A 23,118-nucleotide genomic window follows, 5' to 3' on the forward strand; every position below is an offset into this window, starting at 1 on the left:
GATAACGCCGTCAGCGATGCACGATGCGGGTGGTGAGCTCCAGGAGATCGGCTTCCCGGTAACCCGGGTAGCCGTGCAGTGTGTCGCGCCACTCCCGTGGAATGGCCGAAGCGCCCCAGCGCGCGCCGAGCAGACCACCGGCGATGGCGGCGGTGGTGTCGGTGTCACCGCCCGCGCGGACCGCGAGTTCCAGTGCGGCGGGCAGGGTGTCGGCGTGCGTAATGGCCCACCAGGCCGTCTGCAGGGCGTGCACCACCCAGCCGTTCTTGGGGAAGTCCGCGGGGGTGCCGCACTCGGCCTTGTCCAGCAGCGGGCCCCAGAATCCGGCGTCCACAATCGAAAGCGCCTGCCGCAGACCGTCATAGGTGCCGTACAGCACCGCGTGCCGGATGGCGAGCGTCCAGATCTTGCACGCCTGCATGGCCTGCATATCGTAGTGCGTGAGCGAGCTGACCACGGCCGCGGCCTTGGCGCAGTGCGGTTCGTCATCCAGGTAGGCCAGCGCCACCGGGGCGGTGCGCATGAGCGAACCATTGCCCGCCTTCAGACCGCCCAGCTCATGCGCGTGCACCTGCATCTCGCGCCCGGACTTGCTGCGCCACTGCAATACCTGACTGGTCTGGAAGCCGACATCGGCCGGTTTGGAATCCCACCAGGCGATGAACTCCGCGGCCACCGCATCGAGCCCGGCCTCCTCGTGCACATTGCCGACCGCGGCCGCCGCACGCGCCACGCCGATCGCCATGGCGGTGTCGTCGGTCCACTCCCCCGGGGCCCAGCCGAAACTCCCGCCGCCCTTCATCTCGATCACGACCTCGGGTCCGGGATGGGTGAACTCGTAGCCCGCGCCCAGCGCATCGCCCGCCGCGGTACCCAACAGCACCCCGGCCGCGCGATCCGCCTGCTCCGTAGTCAGTTCCATCCGTTCCCAGCCCCTCTCGGCATTCCGGTCGCCCACCACTCTCGCACGGACGACTCTCCTGCCACGGTATCTCTCACAGCATGGCGAGCGTGCCCGCGGCCGCGGAAGACAGCGGTTTCTCGACGGGCTGCCTCCCCCGTCAATTAGGGCATATGTCCGATACTGCGCGGCCGGGGCGGACCATACCGTGGATGCCGGAGGTTTGCCACCGGTTCGCGGTGATGTGCCTCCGGGGCGGAATCATCGAAAGATGATGCCGCGCACCACCGATCGGGCGAAGTGTGGCATCACGGTGAACGAGGGGTTTCCATGATGCACACCACCCCGCGGGCGGTCGCGCACCGCCCGTGGTCCCGACCGACCCCACCGCATCGGTCGTCGCGGACCTCCGCACCTCGGCGGCCGCCTCCGCCGGGGTCGGGAGCGAGTCAGACCTCCAGCTCCTCCTCGATGCCCCGGAGGCGGTGGCGGGCCATGGCGAGATTGGCGCGGCCGCGGTCCAAGGCGAGGTAGAGGAACAGACCCTTGGATTTGCGGCCGGTCATGGGCCGGATGATGTGGTACTGGTTGCCGAGGGTGATGAGAATGTCCTCGATATCCTCATTGATGCCGAGCTGTTCGATGGTGCGCATCTTGGCGCGCACCACCTCGGTATTGCCGGCGGCGGCGACCTGCAGATCCAGCGCCTTGGAGCTGCCGAGCATGCCCAGCGCCATCCCGCTGTTGTAGTCGACCACGGCGGCGCCGACCGCGCCGTCGATCACCATCATGTCCTTCAGTGCGATATCCATGTTGGACATGGCCTTTCCTTTCAATCGGTGTTCTTCTTCGGGGTGCGCTTGACGTTGTTCGCCAAGGCGGTGAGTTCTTCGGCTATGGCCCGCGCGACCGGACGCGACTCCAGATGCAGGCGGCCCACATTCACCTCCGGACCCGCCAGCACCGTCAGCGAGGCGGTCCAACCGGCCGCGTAGATGACCACGTATCCGCCGGAGCCGTGCACCACGACCTCGTGGAATCCGCCCCCGTGCGCGGTGGTGGCCAGCCGGTGCGAGAGCGAGAGCTGGGATGCGGTGAGCGCGGCCATCCCGGTGGGTTCGATATGCGGCGGCAGATCGTGTGCGATGAGCAGCCCGTCGGTCGAGGCCACCAGCGTTCCGGTCAGCCGGGGGATGCTCTCCCGCAGCGACTTCAGCTGAGTCACCAGCACGGTATTCGGTTCGGGTCGCGTGGTCGCCACCTTCGTCATCCTTCTTCCCATCATTTCGCCGAGCCGCCTCCTGCGCGCGGTCACACCAGCTCCTCCAAGGCCGCCTCCCAGTCCGTCCGCCGAATACCCTGCGCTCGTTCGAGCGCGGCCTCCGCACGGTCATGCCAGCTCCTCCAGTGCCGCCCGCACCCGGACGAGCACCTCACGGTCGATGGGTTTCCAGCGTTCCGGCACCGGAGTCGGTGTACCCGAACGTGTTCGGCGGCGGGGAAGCTGTGCGGGCGGACCGCCCGGACGCGGTAGCGCGATCAATTCCGCCACCTTCGATTCGTGCGCCTGTGGCGCGGGCATCGCGCGCGTCGCGGGCTCGGCCGCGTGTTTCGGTGCGCGAGCCGGTACCGGGGGTTCGATCAATCCGGCCGCGGTGAGCTCGCGGACCGCGGTGAGACAGCCGTAGGTGGTGCGGCCCAAATCATTCGCGATCACGGTGATGCTGCGCCGGGCATCGGCGGCGGCGAGCAGTTCGGCCTGCCCGCCGGTGAGTACGACCCGGCGGCGCGGAATACGGCGAGCCGGGACCACGGGGGCGCGATCGACCAGCGCCACCGGCCACGGCCCGGATTCGGGATCGCCACGGCGCGTGCACTCCCGCACCACGGCGGGCGGATCGATCCGGCAGATCGGGGCCAACCAGTGCGGCGGCGCGGGCCGGAATTCGGGGACCACCGGTTCGGCGAGCAGGAAATAGGCGGCATCGAAAACCGCGAGCAGCGCCAGGGTTTCGAGCTGCGGTCGGCGCAGCAGCGCACCGAACTCCCCGGACTCGGCCCGCCGCCACTCCTCTGGGGTCGCCACACCCGCCTCGACGACCAGTCGATCGAGTCCAGTAGTCCGGCGGCAATCGGCGCCGGCGATCGCACCCTCGGCGATATGGAATGCGCCGTCCCCCGCGTGCAGCACCCCGGTGGAGCGCTCCGCCGCCAATCTCCGCAATTCACTTGCGAGTTCAGCGCTCATGACCGCCCTCGGTGAATTCGGCCAGAATTCCACGCAGGCGGAATCGGGCCATACCAAGATTTCCGGTTTCGTCATCGAAGAGCACATGGACGAAGAGTCGCCCGTCGAAGTCCCCCTTGACGAGATTCAACAGGTGGTACCCGTGCGTCCCGCAGACGATGATCTCGGAGATGTCATCGTCGTCCCGGCCACTTGTCAGCGCCGGGCAACCGAGCACCGCGCGCACCACATCGGTGCTAGCCGCGGCATCCTCATGCTGATCGAGAGGGTCCTGCCGCCCCGCCCCCGCTACCGCGAGCCCGCTGGCGCCATCCACCAGCGTCACACTGCGCGCACCCGGAATATCCATGATCCGTTGCAGACAGCCGTCAATACCGATCACTGCGTCACCGCTTTGTCAGATAAGCCTTTTCGAGTTCCAGACGCTACACACGCGCGACGCCGACCGTACGCCGATTGCGCGAGAATTACGGGCGGACAAAGAATTCGCCGCGTAAATCCGCGAAGAATACCTCCCGGTACTGAATACCCGCTGGTATCAACAACATTCGAAATGCAATATTCACTCGAATTGTTTGCTGAATCCACCCCGTCAGCAAACCTCACGCCGCCGGACCGCCCACCTACCGACCGGCACAGGCAATAGTGATGTGCATGTGACTACGCGGGTGAAACGTCGAGAGGATTCCCGCGTGAGCGCATCGACGTCGGAGAGGGACTAGTTGTCGGGGACCGGGCCGTCGTTGGGGCCGGGGCCTGCGAGGGTTTGGTGTTCGGGGAGCAGGGGGGCGATGGCGAAGACGGCGGCCGAGGCATCGGCGGGGAGGGCTTCGACGGCGCGAACTCCGGGGTGGGCGGCGAGGTTTCGGAGGTCCGGCAGCGTGCCGTACACCACCAGGCCGACCAGGCAGGGGCAGTTCGCGGCGAGGCGGGCGGCCACCACCGCGTTGGTGCGCATGCCGCGGTCGTCGTAGGCGGGTGTCGCACGCACCGCCGCGGCGGCGGACCGCTGCGAGGCCGTCGCGACTGCCTCGCCCGCGGGCAGCGGCATATCGATGACCGGCGTGGCCACCCGATCGATCGCCACGTGATAGATCGCATCCGAAATACGCAGTCCACCACTGTATTCCGGGATCCGATCGGCCGAAATCCCTGCGGTGAAAGAGATCAGCGCCCAATGCCCCGCAACGTCGTTGCCGCCCAGGGTGTCCCCCGCCCGCGCCAGATACTCCGGCACCGGCTCATTGTTCTCCGGCCCCAGCCGATCGGTGGAGATGATCGCCGCCCGCGGCGGAATCGCCCACCCCAGCACCAGGATCAGAATCACCAGGGCGGCCACGACCGTCCAGCCCACCACGCGGCGCGCCCGGGGGTCGCGTGTGAAACCGGCTACCGCCGCACCGACGTGCACGAGCTACTCCCGAACTCAGTGTGTGCGCAGGACGTCCAGGGCGTGTGCGAGATCGGCGGGGTATTCGCTGGTGATCTCGATCCAGCGGCCGTCTGCCGGATGGTTGAAGCCGAGTTGGCGAGCGTGTAGCCACTGACGTTCCAGGCCGAGGCGATCGGCCAGGCGGGGGTCCGCGCCGTAGGTGAGGTCGCCGCAGCAGGGGTGCCGGACGGCGGAGAAGTGCACCCGGATCTGGTGTGTGCGACCGGTTTCCAGGTGGATGTCCAGCAGGCTCGCGGCTTGGAAGGCCTCGACGGTGTCGTAGTGCGTGACGCTGGGACGGCCGTCGGCGGTGACCGCGAACTTCCAGTCGTTTCCGCGCGCCCGGCCGATGGGTGCGTCGATGGTGCCGCTGCTGGGATCCGGATGTCCCTGCACCAGCGCGTGATAGCGCTTGTCCACGGTGCGCTGTTTGAACGCGCGCTTCAACACCGTGTACGCGTGCTCGGACTGCGCCACCACCATCACACCGGAGGTGCCCACGTCCAGGCGGTGCACGATGCCCTGGCGTTCATGCGCGCCGGAGGTGGAGATGCGGTAGCCCATGGCCGCCAGCCCACCCACCACGGTCGGGCCGGACCAGCCGACGCCGGTGTGCGCGGCCACGCCCACCGGCTTGTCCACCGCGACGATGTCATCGTCCGCGTAGAGGATCTTCATACCGTCGACCGGCGTCGCCTCGACGGTGAGTTCCCGCTTGGGCTCGGGGAATTCGACCTCGAGCCAGGTACCCGCGGTCAATTTGTCGGACTTGCCGGCGGCCACACCGTCCAGTTGGACCGCGCCCTCCTCAGCCATGGCGGCCACCGCCGTGCGCGACAGGCCCAGCAACCGGGAGAGTCCGGCATCGACACGCATGCCGTCCAGTCCGTCCGGCACGGGCATACTGCGGGTTTCCCTCATACGGTCTTCTCCTCCGCGCTCTCGTCCTCCTCGTGCCGGTGCGCACGCGTGCCATCGGGTTCGAAACCGAACACCGTCAACGCCACCAGCAGTACCGCACCGCAAACAATCGCCGAATCCGCGACATTGAAGACCGGCCACCAGCCGACCGCCACGAAATCCACCACATGACCCTGGAGCGGGCCGGGCGCCCGGAACAACCGGTCGATCAGATTGCCCAGCGCGCCACCGAGCACCATGCCCAGCCCGATCGCCCACGGCAGCGAGCGCATGGTGCGCCCGATCCGGATCACACCGATCACCACGGCCGCCGCGACCAGCGTCAGCAGCCAGGTCATCCCGGTCGCCATCGAGAACGCCGCGCCCGGGTTGCGCACCAGGGTCAGCCGCAGCCAATCGCCGATGAGGTAGATCGGATGGCCCGGTGTCATCTTGGCGACCACGAGGGTCTTGGTCAGCAGATCCAGACCGAGCAGCACCGCGGCCACGATCAGCAGCGTCCGCAGCCGCAACGGCTGGGCGGCGGCCGGTTTCGGGGTGCCGAGGGGGGCGCTATCTGCTGGCGACTCGTCTGGTTCGTCTGTGCCGGATTCGCGCGGCCGGTCGGTACTCACCCTTGACATCATTCCCTATGGCCATCGGGTGACCGTTGACCGGACGCCGCGCCCGCATCCCAAGCTGATTATCAGGAAGTGGCCGTAACCTGTTCGACGTGACGGTGTTGTCTTCATCCCCCAGCTCGGCGAACGCCACCGCACGCTGTACCGGTTCCCCCGGCCGAGCCCGGCCGGGACAGCGCGCCACGCGATCCGGCGTCCTACTCCTGGTGCTGGCGGTCACCCTGTCGGCCTTCGGGGTCGGCTGTAGCGACGGCTCCGAGGCCAGCACCGAAACCGACAGCGCGGAACCGCTGGGACTCGGCAAAGAGGTCACCATGCCGATCGCGGCGGTGACCACCACCGTCCTTGATCCCGGCGCCGAACCGCGCGCCACGCTGCGGCCCGCGCTCGAACCGAACTCGACCCAGCAGGTCACCCTCAGCACCAACCATCACATCGAACAGCAGATCGGCACGCAGGCGGTCCGCGATATCTCACCGCCGGCGGTGACCATTCCGCTCACCGCGCGCGCGGGCGCCGACGGGGTGGAGCTCACTCTCGGCACCGTCACCTCCCCCGATCCCGCCCTGGCCAAGGCGCTGCTGCCCGCCGACGGATCGCATGCCGGATTCGATATCAGCGAACTCGGGGCCATCACCGCACTGCGGCTCACCCCCAAGCCCGCGACGCCCGATGTGGCGCGCGCGGCGCTCGAGCAGTCGTTCTATCAGGCCGTGTACCAGTCCATCGCCTTCCCGGACGATCCCGTCGGCGAGGGTGCGATATGGACGGTGCGGCAACAGGTTTCCGGCAGTGTGCCGCTGGAGCAGGTGACCACCGCGACGCTCGCCCATCGCGACGGCAATCTGCTCACCATCGAACTCGATGTGACGCAGACCCCGAAATCCACCGTCTGGCATCTGCCCAATGAGGCCGGACAGCTGGAGATCATGGACTACCTCATGCACGGCACCGGTGTGATCACCGTGGATCTCGGCCTGCCGTTGCCCGTTTCGGGCTCGGTGCAGGTGGGCGGCAAGCAGAGCTACCGCGATCTGAACAGCGCGGTCACGCTCAGCCAGACCCTGCGCACCCAGGTGCAGTGGGGCGCCTGAGTCGTGCGGCGGGCGCGCCGGGCATGATGGCGCCGTGACCGCCACCCGTACTCCGACGCATCGGCCACGCGGACGGACCGCCGCGGCCGCACTGCTCGGCCTCACCGCCCTCACGCTGACCGCCTGCGGCTCGCATGATTCCGCGCCCGCCCTGCCGACCCTGGGGCCGGTGGTGCAACCCAAGACGCAGGAGGGCGCGCCCGTACCGGATGTGACGGCGCTGCGGAACAGTCTGCTCGAGGTGTCGCAATTGCCGAGCGGCTACACCTCGCTCGGCGATCCGCCCACCGGCAGCACCACCGGGGCGGGCACCAATACCGTTCCGGCGCAGTGCTCGAAGGTGCTCGCGCCCATTGCCGCACAGGCCACCAATGCCGCCACCCGCGCGGCCGCGCAGTACGGCGGACCGGACTTCGACAGTATCGACATCGACGCCGCCGCCTATGCGAACGGCGGAGCCGGGCAGGCGTTCTCGACGGTGCAGGCGCTGTTGCGCGCCTGCGTGACCTACTCCAGCACCGATCCCGACGGGACCAAGGTCGAATACCAGGTCGGCGGGCTGGAGCAGCCGGGATCCGGGGACGCCTCCTTCGCTTTCCGCGTGCACACCACCAGCCAGGGGCTGACGCTGTACTCGGCCGTGACGGTGACGCAGGTCGGCTCCACCGTCGTCCAGCTGTCGATGTCGGGCGCGAAAGAACCCGACCCGCAACAACTCACGGCGCTGACCACGGCCCAGGTACGCAAGCTCCGCGGCGAACCGTCGTCGTAACCCTCACCCGACAGCCCCGAAAAAGCTCCGCCCCCGCTGATTCAGCGGGGGCGGAGTGTTTCTACTTCCAGCCGTTCACATTGATCCGGCCCGGAGTCCATAGGCCCGAATGGGTTTCGGGGGCGATGGTCGGGTGCACCGGGATGGCGGTGTCGTCGATGCGCGAGAACTGTTGCAGCTCACCCCAATCGCGTCGCCAATCCTTGTTCAGGTAGGTGGCCAGGGTGTGCGGGCGCAGCAGCATGGTGCTCCAGCCGAGCGGGCCGCCGCTGTCGTGGTTCTCCCACAGATTGGTGTCGCGCGCGCCACCGCGATCCGGCAGGATGCGGTAGCCGGGCACACCGTCGACGATGCCGTAGCGGTGATCGAACGGCCGCTGGCACGGGAATTGCAGGCCCACCGCCCAATCCAGCAGCACCGGCTGGGTGGAGCCGATGAGGTCCTGTAGCACCCGGGTGTGCGGGATACGCGGCGGAGTCAGCGCCACCCACTGCTTACCGTCCTGATTGCGATCGGTGGCGACAATGCGGATCGCGGTGGCCGCGCCGGGGATATCGGTGAACGGCACCCGCAGATTGCGCCAGGTCGGCGTGGGACCGATATCGATGGGCGTGATCCGCCCCTGCGGCTCCACCTGACCGGCGGAATCGGCTGCGCCGTACTCGATTTCGACAGACTGGCCGGGCGTGACCACCCCGTACTGATCGACCGAGCGGATCCGGCCGGCCGCCGTAATGGCAACAATGCCGTCGCGGGCGTTCTCGGCGGGCAGCCGGTACCAGCCCGTGGTGAGCGTGGCGATCGTCTCCGCACTGCCATTGCTGCCCAGCACCGGCACCTTCTCCGGATCCAGGCCGAAAGGCAGTGCGGTGGTGGTGGTTCCGGACTCGCTGTTACTGGACTTGCTGTTCAGCGTCGTGGTGATGGCACTGGTGTCCACCTCGTCGTCGGCGCGCATATCGGTCGCCACCCCGCCCGGGGTGAAACCCTTCGCCTCGGCGGTGAAGGTGCTGAACGCATCACCGGTCAACGGTGGCAGCAGCCCCGCATTGGGATCGGTCTCCACCAGCACATCACGTGCCAGACCGCACGGCTCCCCCATCACCGCGTCCACATTGGAGCGCGCCAGTGAGAACGAGGGATACCGCGCGACAGTTGATTTGGCGAACGAGGCCACCTCGAACACCACCATGAACGCGGCCACGACGGTCAATGGCGAGAGCGCCGCCACCCGCCAGGCATTGCGCGAAACACGGTGCGGGGCAGCGGGCTCGGGGGCGCGCACGTGCCAGAATCCGGCCAGGACCAGGAGTAGCACCGCGGCCAGCAGGAACAGTGTGTTCACGCCGACACCCGCGATCACCGGCATCTTGTCATTCCACGAGATACCCCAATTCGATACGTACCACCAGCCATTCATGCTGGAGAACGTCATCGCCATCAGGAATGCCACCAGGGAGGCGAAGAGCGCGCGATTGCGCGGCGACCGCATGACCCTGGGGCCCACGGCAACCGCCGCGATGACCGCGATCACACCGGCCAGACCGGCGTAGATGCCGTTGTGGTGGGTCCACTTGGTAGGTGTGGTCATCATCAGCAGCATGACGCCGACCGTGCTGCCCAGCACCCGGCGCGCCGGACCCGACGCGATCGTCGGAATCCGGCCGCCCTTGCGCAACAGCACGAACGCGCACGCGGCCATACCCAGCCACAGCATGAACATGCCGAAGCGGCGCGCCACCGAACCGTCGATGGTGACCATGAACAGGTACTGGTAGCGCAGATATTCGTCCGGCCACTTCACATTCGGGCCGACGATCGAATGCACGCGGCTCATCTCGAACATGGCCGCCAGGGTCTGCACGCCGAACATGGCGACCAGCACCACGGTTCCGGCGGCGACCAGCGGGGCGGTCAGGGTGAGGTACGCGACGAAGCGGGTGCGCAGCACGGTCGCGAACTTCGCGCCTTCGGGGACCGGCTTGCTCAGCGCGGCCGCACGCGCGTCCAGCACCCGCCACATCGGGCGGATACCGGCCAGCAGCGGCGCGAAACAGATGACGCCCGACGGGCCGACGGTACAGCTGAACGCGCCGATCAGAATCGCGACGCCGTACGGCAGCAGTCGGCGGGTGGCGATGGCGCGCTCCACCGAAACCCAGGTCAGCAGGACCCCGAGGGCGACCATTGCCTCGGGGCGCAGACCGTTGTTGTACGGCAGCCAGACCGCTAGGAAGCCCAGCGCACCCGTCCACACCGCGACCCGATTGCGGCGAATCCTCACGCCCAGGCGCGGAATCACCTCGCGGTTGATCACCAGCCAGCACAGGAAACCGGCCAGCAGTGCGGGCAGGCGCACGAACGGGCTCGCCACGCTGATCTCGGCGAGATGGCCGATCAGGTCGTAATACGGTGTGCCGACCGGGTTTTCGGGGACGCCGAAGTAGGCGAAGTAGTTCGCCATATAGCCCGCGTGAATCGAGGTGCGGCCCATGCCGAACTGGTAGCCGTCATCGGAGGTGGTGGAACCGATGAAATGCCACAGCAGCAGGGTGCCCAGCACCACCGCGTCGACCACCGAGAAGGTCCACCAGCGCTGGGGCAGGAAGCGGCGGGCGCGACGGCCGTCCAGCCGATCGAGGCGGTAGAGGGCGAACAGGGCGAGCAGGGTGGCCAGCACCGCGGTCCATATGGCGATGCGTTTGATCGGCGAGGGATGCGCGGAGAAGCGGCTGTCCACCTTCGCGGTGGCGGTGACGCCGTCCGGGGTGGGAAGTTCGGTGAAGAAGCCGACCACCTGCGGGCGGTAGTCGCCTTCGAGGGTGACCGGCGCCACCTCCGAACCACTGAGAACGGCTGTCGCCTTGGTCATTTCGGTGTGCACGGTGAGCACACAGCCCGCCGGGAGCTGGTCCACGGGGACGCTCACCAGGCTCTGATCCTGTAGTACCGCTTCGAATTTGCCGGGGGTGACCGTACCGTCCGCCGCGGTTGTGGCAGCGGTCACACGGGCGGCGAAACCGTATCTATCCCGATTCGGCGCACCGTTCGGACCGGTGGCGATCAGCGTTCCGCCGTGTGAATCGAACTGTGCCGCCGCCGCGCACGGAACGGTCGCGTCGAAGGTCAACGGCGCGTACGAGATCAGCGGAGCTTCCACGCTCTTCGCCGAATCCCCTTGCGGCCAAGCGATTGTCGCCGCATCGATGCGCACCGGCAGCACCGGCACCGCAATCGCCGCGAGCACCGCGATCAACCCCGCGATGAGGGCGACCAACCGTTCCCATCCCCGGTATCTTCGTCGATCGGTGTCGGGCCCAGTTCGTCCGGCGGAATCCTGCCCCGCCTTCTCCATCACGTCGGTCACGATCGCCGATATTAAGGGGCGTTCCTGATAATCCGTTCCCGAGTACCCACACAGCGCCCGAGCCCGCCGTCCACGCGGGACGACGGGCTCGGGCGGGAAAACTCAGGAGCAGGCCGGAGAGGTCTGATTCGCGAGGGACAGCATGTTGCAGATCCACTCCTTCTGGACCTTCCACTTGCCGTCCTCGGCCACGAAAGGCACCACGGCGTTCTGCGGCGCACCACCGGCGACGGCGACCTGCGCGTCGGCGGTCAGCGTGCCATTGCCCAGATCGGTGACGCCGGTGACGGTGATGGTGGCCTGATTCTGCTTGTACGCCTCGATCATCCGCGACGGCAGGCTCGGATCGGCCGAGACGCCCTGCAACTGGTCCAGCTTCTCCGAGTCCGGAACGTTCGGGTCCAGGGCCTTCTGCAGTTCGGCGTTCAGATCCGCCGCGGTCGGCGCCGGCGGGTAGTTGTTCTGCGCGGCCGATGTCTGCGAGGTAGAGGTCTTCGTGGGCTTGGTGCTCTCCTTCTTGTCACCGCTGCCACACGCCGACAGCCCGAGTACGGTCACGACAGCCAGCGTGGCGACCGCGATACGTCCAGTTTTCTGAAGCTTCAACTGCTCGTCCTTTACGTTCGAGTAGGTCCGTTCGACAAACGTGTCAGCGCGACAACCCGACCGGCGACGCTGCACGACGACACAGAGGCTACCAACGTGGTCCGTGCGAAGCCGACTCCGAACACGCTGCGACGGCACTTTCAGTCCGAATCCTCATAATTGACGTAATCGTCCCTTACCTCCGGTGTTCGGTCCGCGTGCCGTTCACCCCAGGCTGCCGAGCGGATCGGCCCGTGTCAGCGCCGGATCCCCGGCCGAGAACGTGCGCGCCGCACCCGGGCCGGTGCTGCGCGTCTCGAAACGCACCGTCACCACCCCGTGCCCGGCCCCCTGCACCCACCCGTGACCGAATTCGGGATGCGCGACATCCAGTCCCGGATACCAGGTTTCGGTGGTGAACGACCGCGTGGCGGGCGGCACCTCGGGCACCGGACCCGCGGCGACACCCAAAGTCGGCTCCTCCGAAACCGATTCGCCGGTGTCGACGACCTGATCCAATTCCGGAAACAGCGATTCCTGCCGAATCTCCGACAGCCCCGCGAAACCCACGCCGACCAGGCGAATCGGCCCCAACTCCACCGGATCGACGGCCGAGCGCTGCGCCGCCGCGCTGAGCGTGGCCAAATCCTCGGTGGCATAGGGCAGCGTCGAGGACCGCGTCACGATACTCATATCCGCGCGTTTGAGTTTGAGCACCACCGTGCGCGCCGCCCGCCCGTCGGCGATGAGCCGCCGATGCGCGTGCGCGGCCATGGCCTCGATGGCCGGGCGCAACTGCGGCAGCGTGACGATATCGGTCTCATAGGTGGTCTCGGCGCTGATCTGTTTGGCCTCGGCCCGCTCGGCCACCGGCCGATCATCGATCCCCCGCGCCAGCCGATGCAGCGCTACCCCCATGGCCCCACCCAGAATCGAGGACGCCTCGGACTCCGGCAGCGCCGCCAGCGCGCCGACCGTCTCGATTCCCAGTGTGCGCAAACGGCTTTCGGCCACCGGCCCGATCCCCCACAACCGCCGCACCGGCAGCGCCGACAGAAATCGCTGCTGCTCGGCGGGTGAGATCACGCGCACCCCATCGGGTTTGGCCATATCCGAGGCGATCTTGGCGAGCTGCTTACCGCTGCCCGCCCCCACCGAGGCCACCAGTCCGGTTCGCTCGCGCACCAGCGCCCGCAACTCCTCGCAGAAGGCCAGCACCTCCTCGGCGGTGGCACCGGCCAATTCGGCGGGCTCACCGAACGCCTCATCGAAGGAGAGCGTCTCCAGCACCGGAATCCGCGACCGCATCACCTCGAACACCTGCCCGCTGAGTTCGGCGTAGACCGCCCCGCGCGGCGGCACCACCACCACATTCCCGCCGACCAGCCGCCGTGCCTGATGCATGGGCATGGCCGAGCGCGCACCGAACACCCGCGCCTCGTACGACGCACCCGCCACCACACCGCGCCCGCCCATACCGCCGACCAATACCGGCCGCCCGCGCAGCGTCGGCCTGGTCAACTGCTCGACCGAGGCGAAGAAGGCGTCCATATCCATATGCAGCACCCAGCGCCGACCGCGCTGACTGTTCGCTGGGTGTCCGCTCGAAGTTAACTGCGAGTCCGGCGCGCCGCCCACGCCCCGCGCCCCTTCCGCGCGCACCCCGGCAAAAGCGCTGCGACCAGGCACAATGCGCTCCGCGGCGGAGTGGGCAGGGGTGTTCACGCTCGCGAATCTACGCGCCACTACCGACAAGTTCGGCCGGGCGGGTGTGTGATGATCGGAAGATGACGATTCGCAAGGCCGTGATTCCCGCCGCAGGCATCGGCTCCCGCCTGCTGCCGCTCACCAAGGCGATCCCGAAGGAGATGCTCCCGGTCGGCGACAAGCCGGTCATCGAACACACCGTGCGTGAACTGGTCGCGTCCGGCATCACCGATATCACCATCGTGGTGAGCGGCGGAAAGTCCTTGATCCAGGATCACTTCCGCCCCAATCCGGCGCTCGTCGCCCAGCTGCGCGCGGACGGTAAGGCCGCCTACGCCGACGCCGTCGAAGAGGTCGGCGAGCTGAGCCGCCAGGGCCACATCACCTACCTGGACCAGCACGGCCCCTACGGCAATGGCACGCCCGTACTGAATGCCGCCCGCACCCTCGGCGATGAACCCATGCTGGTGCTCTGGCCCGATGACGTCTTCGTCGCCCGCGTCCCGCGCGCCCAGCAGCTCATCGACGCCTACGAGAAGACCGACGCGCCGGTGCTCGCCCTCATGCCGATGGACCCGGCCGAATCCCAGCGCTACGGCGTCCCGGTGGTGGAGGAGACCGAGGGCGACGGACTCATGCGCATCAGCGGTCTGAAGGAGAAGCCCAAGCCCGCCGACGCACCCTCCAGCTACGCGGCCATCGGCGGCTACGTGGTCACCCCGGGCATCATCGCCGAACTGCGCCGCCAGGTGGACAACTGGTACACGCACGGCACCGGCGAGGTGTACCTGACCGATGCCATCAATATCTTCGCGGCCTCGAATCCGGTGTACGGCCAGGTGATTCGCGGTAACTGGTACGACACCGGCAATCCGGCGGACTACCTGGTGGCCCAATTCGCCTCGGCGCTGGCGCATCCGGAGTACGGTCCCCTGCTACGCGGCATCGTCAACGACTGATCCCGATCACCGAACGCGTCCCAAACACGCCAGGGTCACTTTTGCCGAAACCCGAAACGCACGGGCAACATTCAGCGATCATCCAGGCTGGATCTTGCTGGCTAGTTTGGGAGTTCGGTTTTGCTACGCGGCTCAACGCTATCGTTGCTACACAGCTCTACCTCTTCACACGGAACGGCACTGCGGGCAATGGCTCTCACCGCCTGCCTGCTCACCGGATCGGTCACCGCGCTCACGGCGACCGCTACGGCGGCCCCGCCCGACCCGATCACCAGCACCTCAACCCTCTACAGCACACCGGTTTCCGAGGACGGCTCCCGGATCACGCACTTCGAGATCCGGGACGCGCACAACCTCACCCTGCATGTGCGCTCGGCCGCGATGGACGCCGAATACGCCATCGAGGTGCAGCGCCCCGCCGACGCCTCGGTCCCGCGCCCGGTGCTGTACCTGCTCAATGGCGCCGGCGGCGGCCAGGATACGGCGAACTGGAAGCGCAATACCGATGCCACCCAGTTCTTCGCCGACAAGAACGTGAATGTGGTCATGCCCATCGGCGGCGCGTTCAGTTACTACACCGATTGGCGCGCGGACGATCCCAGGCTGGGCGTGAACAAGTGGAAGACCTTCCTCACCGAGGAACTGCCCCCGCTCATCGACGGGGCGTTGAACACCAATGGATTACGCGCCATCGTCGGCATGTCCATGTCCGGCACCTCGGTGCTGCAATTGCCGATCGCCAAACCCGGACTCTATCGGGCGGTGGCGGCGTACAGCGGGTGCGCGCAGATCAGCGATCCGATCGGCCGTAAATTCGCCGAACTGGTGGTCTCCATCGGCGGCGGCAATCCAGCCAATATGTATGGGCCCGAGACCGATCCGGAGTGGGCGGAGAACGATCCGTACCTGCACGCCGAGGATCTGCGCGGCCTCGATCTCTACATCTCCAATGGCAGCGGCCTGCCCGGACCGCACGACAATCTGACCGATGTGCGCAGCCTCGGTCCCGCCGACGGCGGCATCATGCAGCAGCTCCTGGTGGGCGGCATTCTGGAGGCGGCCAGCGACTGGTGCGCGCGGAATCTGCAAACCAAGTTGGCGGAGTTGGAGATTCCCGCCACCTTCGACATCAATCAGGCGGGCACGCACTCCTGGGGCTACTGGCAGGATGCGCTGCGCGACTCCTGGCCGGTGCTGGCCAAGGGGCTGGAGCTGTAAACCCTTACGGCAGTGGGACGATGACCAGCCGATTGTCCGGCATGGCGGGCACCCGGAGATTGCGCCCGGCCGGGTCGACGGTGAAATCGGCTGGGCCGTGCACGTTCTCGGGCAGTTTCAGCACGCGTCAACTATTCGTCGGCGGCGTTGTAACGGACCAGATAGTCGGCCATGCGTGCAATGTCCGCATCATCCCAATCCCGCAGCCGATCCGCGAAGGCGGCGGAGCGACTGCGCGCGGCGGCCCCCGCGACCCGCCGCCCCTGGGCCGTCGCGGTCAGCACATGATTGCGCCGATTGGCCGGGTCGACCTCCCGATCGAGGTACCCGAGCCGCTCCAGCGCCGCCACCTGACGACTCATGGTCGATTTGTCGAGATGGAAATGACCGGCCAGATCGCTGGCCAGGCAACCATCCCGCTCGATGACCAGATCCAGAATGCTCGACGCCACCAGTGACAGCTCCGGATGCAGTTCGGCGGCACGCCCGCGCGCCCGCCGCGCGAAGGCGGTGAGCTCGCGCTGAATGACCTCGATCGCCTCCGCGCGATCGTGGTCCGCACCACCCGGGAATGCCGAATCGGTCTTCATAGTTGTATAGTACAACTTAAAGATAGTTGCATTTACCAACTGTTCGGAGAATCCATGGCCTCGCATCAAATTCGGCATGTCGCCACCCACCTGCTCACCCCACTGCTCATGTGCCTGGGCATGGGACTGGCGTACCTGGGCGCATTCCATCAGCCCGAGCCCAATCACCTCGCCATCGCCGTCGTCGGCGACACCCCGCAGGTGAAGGTGCTCGCGCAGACGCTGAAGGACACCGGCGGCGACAAACTCGATGTGATCACCCTGCCGAGCCGCGAGGACGCCATCGGCCAACTGCGGCACCGGGATCTGGCGGGCGCGTTCGTCCCCGACGCCCAGCACCCCGAGGCGCTGGTCGCCACCGCCGGATCCGATACCACCGCCATGGCCGTCGAGACCGTCTTCCAGCAGATCGCCGCTAAGCAGGGCACCCCGCTCACCGTCACCGATATCACCAGCCCCGCCTCCGGCGATCCGACCGCACAGGGCATCTTCTTCCTCTTGGTGGCGCTGAGCATCGGCTCCTACGGCAGTGTCGCCGCCATCGGCGCGGCCGGGGCCGAACTACCCATGTGGATTCGCGCCATGTTCGGACTGGTCACCTCGCTCATCGTCAGCCTCATCGGGCTGGCCATCGCGGGACCGGTCTTCCATGTGGTCGAGCACGACAATGCCGCCGTCTGGGCGATGTCCTGGCTGTACTCGGCGGGCATCCTGGCCGTCGGCATCGGCCTGCACACGTTCCTGAAGCGCTGGACCACCCTGGTGATGATGATCCTGTTCGTCATGCTGAACTTCACCACCTCGGGCGGGGTCTACACGCCGTGGTTGCAGAATGACTTCTTCGGCGCACTCCATTCCTTCTGGAACGGTGCGGGTTTCGTGGAGGGCGCGCGCAGCCTGCTGTACTTCGACGGTGCGGGCTTCGGCTCGCGACTGGCGAGTCTGTTCCTCTGGTTCGGCGCGGGCGTGGTGCTCGTCATCGCCGCCGGGCTGACCGAAAAGCGCCGGGCCGCAAGCGCTCCCAAGCATGCGGCGATCGAGGAGCCGCGGGAGGAGGCCGAACAGGAGATGGAGGAGACGGTCGGCGTCTGAGCGCCGACCGGCAGCCGGACCGGTTTCAGCGGCGAATATCGAACTGCGCCACCGCGGTTCGGATTCCCGCCCGCACGGTCTCGGCATCGCCGATACCACCGCTGACGGTCACCCCGTCCCTGGTCAACAGCAGTGCGCGCGCCGCCTGGTCCGGATCCTCGTGACCGGCGGCGCGCAGCCGTTCGGCCATCAACTCACGGAACCAATCGCGATAGTCCCGCACCACCGCGCGCACCGCGTGCTCCGGATTCGGAAACTCCACGGCGGCATTGAGGAAGGGGCACCCCCGGAAACCCGGACCCCGGCTCAGCTCGCCGAGCTTCTCGAAAATGGTGACGATCCCGTCCGCGCCCGCCCCGGGCACCGACTCCAGTACCCCGCGCTGCCGGTCGTATTCGCGCTCCAGATACGCGACTACGAGGTCCTCCTTGGTCTTGAAGTGCCGATAGAAGGTGGCCTTGGCGATTCCGGCCTCGGCGATGATGCGGTCGATGCCCACGGTGTGAATGCCCTCGGCGTAGAAGAGCCGGGTGGCGGTCTCCAGCAGGCGTTCGCGGGCTTCACTCATACCCTTGACGATAGCAGACAGACCTGTCTACTCTGGGGGAGCACGCGAACAGACAAGTCTGTCTAGGAGGCAGTCATGGCACCTCTCTACACCGCAGTCGCCACCTCGGTCGGTCGCGAAGGCCGCTCGTACACCGATGACGGCATTCTCGACCTCACCCTGGCCCGCCCGAAGGAGATGGGCGGCGACGGCGCGGGCACCAATCCCGAACAGCTCTTCGCGGCCGGCTACTCCGCCTGCTTCGCCAGCGCCCTCGGCCTGGTCTCCAAGCGCATGAACCTCGATGCCTCGGACGCGTCGGTCACCGCCGAGGTCGGCCTGAACGCCCTGGAGGGCGGCGGCTTCGGACTGTCCGTCGTGCTGCGCGTCGAACTGCCCGACCACCTGCACAACGAGCAGGGGCAGGCACTGCTCGAGGCCACCCACCAGGTCTGCCCGTACTCCAATGCCACCCGGGGCAATATCCCGGTGGAACTGGTTGTGGAGTAAGACTTTTCAGCGAATCCCTCAGTAGAAACGGCGAATGTCGTAGATGTCGAACTGCGACAGCGGGGTCAGGCCGACGGGCACACCCCAGTCGTAGGCATTGAGCACATTGCCGCCGCCGGCGTAGATGCCCACGTGGGAGGCATCGCCATTGAGAATCACCACATCACCCGGTTGCAGCGCCCCGAACGGGACCTCGAGGCCCGCTGCGGCCTGCTGCCAGGTGGTGCGCGGCATATCGATTCCAACGCTGCGGAAGGCCCACTGCACCAGACCGGAGCAGTCCCACGCGTCGGGGCCGACGCCGCCCCACCGATAGGGCTTACCCGTTTGAGTCTGAGCCAGCCCGAGCGCGATCATGGCGCGCGGGCTGGTTATCGGCAATTGCGCGGAGCCGCTGGCACTTCCGGAGGCCGAACCGCTGCCGCTCCCGGAGGCGGCGGAACCGGTGTCGGCGTGCGCGGCCCCCGCCCAGAGCGCCCCCGCGAGAATCAAGGCCGCGGACGTCGTCAGGAACGACGCGGATCGGCGCAGCAGTCTTCGTGTCATGCACTCGCCCTTCAGCTCAACCGCGCTGAGTCGCACGACAGATAGCTGGCTATTGTTCAGCTAATGGCTGTTTAGTGCCCGTGACGTGAGAATCAGCGTCTTTCGACTGGAACTAGCAAGACATCTCGTAAACACCGTAAAGCTGTACGTTAGCTCTATAGTTGCTGTTCTATCTCATTCGTCACACGGTTCACAAGGGGTGTCGTGCGGGCGAGTCTCGCGACCCGGATCACTCGCGGGCCGCGAACACCTCGCGAGCGGCGCCGACGGCATTGAGCGCGGCCGGGAACCCGGCATAGCCGCCGCGCTGGATGATCGCCTCGCGGGTGCCGCCGACATTCAGGAAACCGTGCAGACGGACACGGAGCTGCGGACCCGCCGTCCCGAGCGTCGTACAGACCGCGATGGTCGCGAGTTCGCGCTCGGCAAGACCGAGGCCGGGCCGCGAATACGCATCGGCGAAGGCGAATTCGATGAGGTAGCGGCCCAGGTCCGGGGCGATATCGGCACGGCCGTTCAGCACGGCGCGACCGGACGGGCCGCCGACCTGGTCGAGCACCGCGAGGCCGCGCTCGTAGCGGGTTTCGGGGGTGGCGGGGCAGCGGGTGGAGAAGGCCATCGCCGCGGGGCAGACCCGCACCAATAACGCACCCCCGTGCCATCGTCGACATGCTGGGCCGGTGTACTACCGATCCCTGCTCGGCACCGAGGATGCGCGATGCCCGGAGTTGGTGCGGGACATACTGTCCGGGCTGCGACCTCTCGAATGACGAAGGGGCGCGGCCGGTGTGGCCGCACCCCTTCGCATCCGGTCGATCAGGCCTTGGTGACCCCGGCCTTCACACCGCCGACGAGCTCGGCGGCATCCGCGCCCGCCTCCCCGAAAGTCAGGGTGGTGGCGAGGATTTCACCGGCGATGAGATCGCGGTGGGTTTCGGCCCAGACCTTGCGGTCGGCCGGGACATCGAGGACCACGGTGATGCGGTCCGAGACGTCCAGGCCCAGGGACTTGCGGGTCTCCTGGAGGTCGCGGATGAGGTCGCGGGCCCAGCCCTCGGCCTCGAGCTCCTCGGTGACCACCGAATTCAGCACCACCAGACCGGCATTGCCGGGCAGGGCGGCGGTGGATTCGGGTTCGGCGGCGACCAGGCGCCGGGTGTATTCCTCGGGCAGCAGCTCGATTCCGGCGGCGGTGACGGTGCCGTCGGCGGCCTCGGTCCACTCCCCGGCCTTGACCGCCTTGATGACCGCCTGCACCTGCTTGCCGATGCGCGGACCGGCGGCGCGGGCGTTCACCACGAGTTCGAAGCGGCCGTGCGCGGCCACATCGGTGGTGAGGTCGACCTTCTTGACGTTCACCTCATCGGCGATCAACTCGGCGAAGGGGCGCAGTCGCTCGGCATCCTCGGCCGCGACGGTGAGCTCCGAAAGCGGCAGGCGCACACGCAGATTCTGTGCCTTGCGCTGTCCGAGCACGGTGGAGCAGACGGTGCGCACCTCATCCATGGCCGACACCAGCTCCGGATCACCCGGCAGTTCGTCGGCGCTCGGCCAATCGGCCAGATGCACCGACCGCTCCCCGGTCAGCCCGCGCCAGATCACCTCGGTGAGCAGCGGCAGCAGCGGAGCCGCCAGACGCGTAGTCACCTCCAGCACGGTGTGCAGGGTGTCGATGGCATCGCGATCCTCTTCCCAGAAGCGCGAACGCGACCGGCGCACATACCAATTGGTGAGCGCGTCGGCGAACGAGCGCAGTTCGTCGCACGCGCCCGCGACGTCATAGCTCTCCAGCGCGGTGGTCATGACATCGCGTGTCACGGCCAGCTTGGCCAGGATGTAGCGGTCCAGCACATTGGCCGAATCCGTGCGCCACACACCGGGTGTCGAGGCGTACAGCTGCAGGAAGGTCCACGCGTTCCATAGCGGGCGCATGGTGTGCCCGACGCCCTCGCGGATACCGCGCTCGGTGACGATGAGATTGCCGCCGCGCAGGATGGGCGAGGCCATCAGGAACCAGCGCATGGCATCGGAGCCGTCGCGGTCGAAGACCTCGTTCACATCCGGGTAGTTGCCCTTGGACTTGGACATCTTGAGGCCGTCATCGCCCAGCACGATGCCGTGCGCCACAACCGATTTGAAGGCCGGGCGATCGAAGAGCGCGGTCGAGAGCACGTGCAGGTTGTAGAACCAGCCCTTGGTCTGACCGTTGTACTCGACGATGAAATCGCCGGGGCTGTGGGCGGCCTCGGTGGCGGTCCCCTCGAACCACTCTTTGTTCTCGAACGGGTAGTGCACCTGCGCGTACGGCATGGAACCCGATTCGAACCAGCAGTCGAGCACCTCGGGGACGCGGCGCATCATCGACTTCCCGGTCGGGTCATCGGGATTCGGGCGCACCAGATCGTCGATGACCGGCCGGTGCAGATCGGTCGGGCGTGCGCCGAAGTCCCGCTCGAGCGCGTCCAGCGAGCCGTACACGTCCACGCGCGGGTACTGCGGGTCGTCCGAGACCCAGACCGGGATCGGCGCGCCCCAGAAGCGATTTCGGCTGATATTCCAGTCGCGCGCGTTCTCCAGCCACTTGCCGAACTGACCGTCCCGCAGATGCTCCGGGGTCCAGCTGATCTCCTTGTTCAGCTCGAGCATGCGATCGCGGAACTTGGTGACCGCCACGAACCAGGACGGCACCGCCATGTAGATCAGCGGCTGACCCGAGCGCCAGCTGTGCGGGTAGGAGTGCTCGATCGTCTCGTGCCGCAACAGTTTTCCGGCGGCCTTGAGGTCCTTGATGATGACCGGGTTGGCGTCGAAGACCATCTGCCCCTGGTACGGCGGCACCATGGAGGTGAACCGGCCGCCGGCGTCGAGCGGCTGCACGATCTCGATGCCGTTCGCGGAGGCCACATCCATATCCTCCTCACCGAAAGCCGGTGCGAGATGGACGATGCCGGTACCGGAGTCGGTGGTGACATAGTCGGCGTTGAGCACCCGGTGCGCGTTCGGATGGCCGAGGAAGAAGTCGAACGGCGGGCGATACCGCAGGTCGGCCAGGGCCGCGCCGGAGTGCTCGGACAGCACCTCGGGCTCCTCGCCGAACTCCCGCGCGTAATGCGAGACCCGTTCGGCGGCAAGCAGATAGCGCTTGCCGTCCTGCCCGCGCAGATGCACGTAGGTGACATCGGGATGCACCGCGATGGCGAGGTTCGACGGCAGCGTCCACGGCGTGGTGGTCCAGATCAGCGCGTTCGCGCCGTCGAGCTGATGCAGCGGATGATCCTGCGGCACCGACAGCGGCATGTCGACGGTGACCGCCGGATCCTGGCGCATGCGATACGAATCATCGAGGCGCGCCTCCTGATTCGACAGCGGCGTCTGCTCGTACCAGGAGTACGGGAGCACCCGGAATCCCTGATAGATCAGGCCCTTGTCGTACAACGACTTGAACGCCCACATGACCGATTCCATGAAGTCCAGGTCGAGGGTTTTGTAGTCGTTGTCGAAGTCGACCCAGCGCGCCTGTCGCGTCACATAGTTACGCCACTCGTTCGTGTAGCGCAGTACCGAAGATTTGCACGCGGCATTGAATTCCGCGAGACCCATGGCATCGATCTGTGATTTGTCCGTGATACCGAGCTGCTTCTCCGCTTCGATTTCCGCGGGAAGGCCATGAGTGTCCCAGCCGAAGCGCCGTTCGACCTTCTTCCCGCGCATCGTCTGAAATCGCGGGATCAAATCCTTGACATATCCGGTCAACAAGTGCCCGTAATGCGGCAACCCATTGGCGAAGGGGGGACCGTCGTAGAAGACGAATTCCTCTGCATCGGAACGGTTCTCGATGCTGGCGCGGAAGGTGTCGTCGGCGGCCCAGTACTCCAGCACGCGCTGCTCGAGCTCGGGGAAGGAGACCTGCCCGCTGGAGGCGCCCAGGTCGGCGCGGGGGTAGGTGTCGGGGGTCGGGTTCTCGCCGGACATCTCGGCGTCAGCTCCTCGCGTGCCAGTGGGCCTGGAA

22 protein-coding genes are annotated in these 23,118 nt (G+C 67.1%); 6 read left to right on the top strand and 16 right to left on the bottom strand.

Going from position 1 to position 23,118, the window contains the following annotated elements; translation table 11 throughout:
• Positions 1-10: 10 nt before the first annotated feature.
• The 8 genes from NA10_RS07285 to lspA all read right to left on the bottom strand — a co-directional run bounded on the left by NA10_RS07285 (position 11) and on the right by lspA (position 6,125).
• On the bottom strand, positions 11-922 hold the full coding sequence (locus tag NA10_RS07285) for an ADP-ribosylglycohydrolase family protein (RefSeq protein ID WP_067564976.1): 912 nt from the start codon (positions 920-922) through the stop codon (positions 11-13).
• A 428-nt stretch (positions 923-1,350) separates the two neighbouring features.
• On the bottom strand, positions 1,351-1,722 hold the full coding sequence (locus tag NA10_RS07290) for a hypothetical protein (protein WP_067564978.1): 372 nt from the start codon (positions 1,720-1,722) through the stop codon (positions 1,351-1,353).
• 11 nt (positions 1,723-1,733) lie between these two features.
• On the bottom strand, positions 1,734-2,171 hold the full coding sequence (locus tag NA10_RS07295) for a roadblock/LC7 domain-containing protein (RefSeq protein ID WP_245677082.1): 438 nt from the start codon (positions 2,169-2,171) through the stop codon (positions 1,734-1,736).
• Between the two features lie 120 nt (positions 2,172-2,291).
• Positions 2,292-3,149, bottom strand: a complete 858-nt coding sequence (locus NA10_RS07300) for a hypothetical protein (protein ID WP_067564980.1) — start codon at positions 3,147-3,149, stop codon at positions 2,292-2,294.
• A complete protein-coding gene (locus NA10_RS07305) occupies positions 3,139-3,531 on the bottom strand; it encodes a hypothetical protein (protein WP_067564982.1) in 393 nt (130 codons plus the stop codon). The genes NA10_RS07300 and NA10_RS07305 overlap by 11 nt, the downstream gene beginning before the upstream one ends.
• 336 nt (positions 3,532-3,867) lie before the next feature.
• A complete protein-coding gene (locus tag NA10_RS07310; protein WP_157556173.1) occupies positions 3,868-4,560 on the bottom strand; it encodes a hypothetical protein in 693 nt (230 codons plus the stop codon).
• Positions 4,561-4,575: 15 nt separating this feature from the next.
• Positions 4,576-5,502, bottom strand: coding sequence for an RluA family pseudouridine synthase (locus NA10_RS07315; RefSeq protein WP_067564984.1), 927 nt, complete (start codon positions 5,500-5,502; stop codon positions 4,576-4,578).
• Entirely contained in the window at positions 5,499-6,125 is a 627-nt protein-coding gene (gene lspA, locus NA10_RS07320; protein ID WP_067565388.1) for a signal peptidase II, read from the bottom strand. The genes NA10_RS07315 and lspA overlap by 4 nt, the downstream gene beginning before the upstream one ends.
• Before the next feature lie 89 nt (positions 6,126-6,214).
• Between lspA and NA10_RS07325 the strand changes: the two genes are divergently transcribed.
• Together NA10_RS07325 and NA10_RS07330 are read left to right on the top strand one after the other, a co-directional pair.
• Positions 6,215-7,216 (top strand): hypothetical protein, encoded by a 1,002-nt coding sequence (locus NA10_RS07325; protein ID WP_245677083.1) that lies wholly within the window; start codon positions 6,215-6,217, stop codon positions 7,214-7,216.
• A gap of 34 nt (positions 7,217-7,250) precedes the next feature.
• Positions 7,251-7,988, top strand: a complete 738-nt coding sequence (locus NA10_RS07330) for a hypothetical protein (protein WP_084514394.1) — start codon at positions 7,251-7,253, stop codon at positions 7,986-7,988.
• 61 nt (positions 7,989-8,049) lie between these two features.
• Here the strand turns inward: NA10_RS07330 and NA10_RS07335 are convergent, their stop codons facing one another.
• The 3 genes from NA10_RS07335 to NA10_RS07345 all read right to left on the bottom strand — a co-directional run bounded on the left by NA10_RS07335 (position 8,050) and on the right by NA10_RS07345 (position 13,497).
• Complete coding sequence (locus NA10_RS07335) at positions 8,050-11,355, bottom strand: arabinosyltransferase domain-containing protein (RefSeq protein WP_067564986.1); 3,306 nt, start codon at positions 11,353-11,355, stop codon at positions 8,050-8,052.
• A gap of 102 nt (positions 11,356-11,457) precedes the next feature.
• Entirely contained in the window at positions 11,458-11,961 is a 504-nt protein-coding gene (locus tag NA10_RS07340; protein ID WP_067564987.1) for a WKL family lipoprotein, read from the bottom strand.
• Between the two features lie 204 nt (positions 11,962-12,165).
• Positions 12,166-13,497 (bottom strand): DNA polymerase IV, encoded by a 1,332-nt coding sequence (locus NA10_RS07345; RefSeq protein WP_245677084.1) that lies wholly within the window; start codon positions 13,495-13,497, stop codon positions 12,166-12,168.
• A 230-nt stretch (positions 13,498-13,727) separates the two neighbouring features.
• Between NA10_RS07345 and NA10_RS07350 the strand changes: the two genes are divergently transcribed.
• Positions 13,728-14,606 carry a UTP--glucose-1-phosphate uridylyltransferase gene (locus NA10_RS07350; RefSeq protein ID WP_067564990.1) on the top strand — a complete coding sequence of 293 codons (879 nt, stop codon included), beginning with the start codon at positions 13,728-13,730 and terminating at the stop codon, positions 14,604-14,606.
• Between the two features lie 189 nt (positions 14,607-14,795).
• Complete coding sequence (locus tag NA10_RS07355) at positions 14,796-15,824, top strand: alpha/beta hydrolase (RefSeq protein WP_067564994.1); 1,029 nt, start codon at positions 14,796-14,798, stop codon at positions 15,822-15,824.
• Between the two features lie 131 nt (positions 15,825-15,955).
• Here NA10_RS07355 and NA10_RS07360 read toward each other — a convergent pair whose 3' ends face one another.
• Positions 15,956-16,414, bottom strand: a complete 459-nt coding sequence (locus tag NA10_RS07360; protein ID WP_067564996.1) for a MarR family winged helix-turn-helix transcriptional regulator — start codon at positions 16,412-16,414, stop codon at positions 15,956-15,958.
• Between the two features lie 54 nt (positions 16,415-16,468).
• Here NA10_RS07360 and NA10_RS07365 point away from each other — a divergent pair, with 54 nt between their 5' ends.
• The gene (locus NA10_RS07365) at positions 16,469-17,506 is read left to right on the top strand and encodes a hypothetical protein (protein WP_067564998.1); all 1,038 of its coding nucleotides are present in this window, start codon (positions 16,469-16,471) and stop codon (positions 17,504-17,506) included.
• Positions 17,507-17,531: 25 nt separating this feature from the next.
• Here the strand turns inward: NA10_RS07365 and NA10_RS07370 are convergent, their stop codons facing one another.
• Positions 17,532-18,074 carry a TetR/AcrR family transcriptional regulator gene (locus NA10_RS07370; RefSeq protein WP_157556175.1) on the bottom strand — a complete coding sequence of 181 codons (543 nt, stop codon included), beginning with the start codon at positions 18,072-18,074 and terminating at the stop codon, positions 17,532-17,534.
• Between the two features lie 75 nt (positions 18,075-18,149).
• On the opposite strand from NA10_RS07370, the gene NA10_RS07375 reads away from it, so the two are divergent.
• Positions 18,150-18,563 carry an organic hydroperoxide resistance protein gene (locus NA10_RS07375; protein WP_067565002.1) on the top strand — a complete coding sequence of 138 codons (414 nt, stop codon included), beginning with the start codon at positions 18,150-18,152 and terminating at the stop codon, positions 18,561-18,563.
• 18 nt (positions 18,564-18,581) lie between these two features.
• Here the strand turns inward: NA10_RS07375 and NA10_RS07380 are convergent, their stop codons facing one another.
• The 3 genes from NA10_RS07380 to ileS form a co-directional block, all read right to left on the bottom strand.
• Positions 18,582-19,109, bottom strand: a complete 528-nt coding sequence (locus tag NA10_RS07380; protein WP_084514395.1) for an NlpC/P60 family protein — start codon at positions 19,107-19,109, stop codon at positions 18,582-18,584.
• Between the two features lie 229 nt (positions 19,110-19,338).
• Entirely contained in the window at positions 19,339-19,749 is a 411-nt protein-coding gene (locus NA10_RS07385; protein WP_218021471.1) for a carboxymuconolactone decarboxylase family protein, read from the bottom strand.
• 176 nt (positions 19,750-19,925) lie between these two features.
• On the bottom strand, positions 19,926-23,081 hold the full coding sequence (ileS, locus tag NA10_RS07390) for an isoleucine--tRNA ligase (RefSeq protein WP_067565006.1): 3,156 nt from the start codon (positions 23,079-23,081) through the stop codon (positions 19,926-19,928).
• Between the last annotated feature and the right edge of the window lie 37 nt (positions 23,082-23,118).

This window comes from Nocardia acidivorans NBRC 108247 (genome assembly GCF_001625085.1).
In the GTDB taxonomy this organism is placed as follows: Bacteria; Actinomycetota; Actinomycetes; order Mycobacteriales; family Mycobacteriaceae; genus Nocardia; species Nocardia acidivorans.